Below are 560 nucleotides of genomic sequence, written 5' to 3'. Positions count from 1 at the left end.
GGCCGGACGCGGCCAATGGTCTGGCCATGCCTGGCCAGTTTCGGCTGAGGCGGGGGCCGCCCGCCGGAATGATCGCTCGGGCACGTCGCTGGCCACCGGGGCAAACCGATAGAGCCTCTCCTCGCCGACTCGATTGCCGAGGATGTCGATCAGGTCTGAGATGTCCGCGTCCTGTTGCTCGATGAGTGACGAAATGGTCTGCCTGGGTGTCAGCGGTTCGGCCACAGGTGCGGACAAGCGCATCAACTCGATCCCGAAGCCCGGATCGACCGTCTCGATCTTGTCGCAGAGCAACCGCGTCAGCCGCTTCACATCGCGGACAGGCAAGGCCATGCCGACGCGAACGGCTTCGATGCGGTTATCGACGCGGTAGAGCAGCAGGTCGAGCCGCCGTGCGCCGAGGCCTTTGCCCTCCAGTTCGGCACATAGCGCTTGAACAAGCTTGCCGACATAGCGCGCGATTGTCTCGGCCGCACCAATCGGCTCGCCAAAGGCACGTTTGACTTCGACCACATCCGCTGACCGCACCGGCTCTATCGGCTCGGCGAGGCGTCCAGCAG

General features: G+C 64.8%; 1 pseudogene. It reads right to left on the bottom strand.

The window, feature by feature from the left end:
* A pseudogene (locus EOA22_RS36630) lies at positions 1-560 on the bottom strand (DNA polymerase Y family protein); the annotation flags it as partial.

The sequence above is a fragment of the Mesorhizobium sp. M7A.F.Ca.US.014.04.1.1 genome (assembly GCF_003998745.1).
In the GTDB taxonomy this organism is placed as follows: Bacteria; Pseudomonadota; Alphaproteobacteria; order Rhizobiales; family Rhizobiaceae; genus Mesorhizobium; species Mesorhizobium ciceri.
This window is presented reverse-complemented; position numbering and strand designations above follow the sequence as displayed.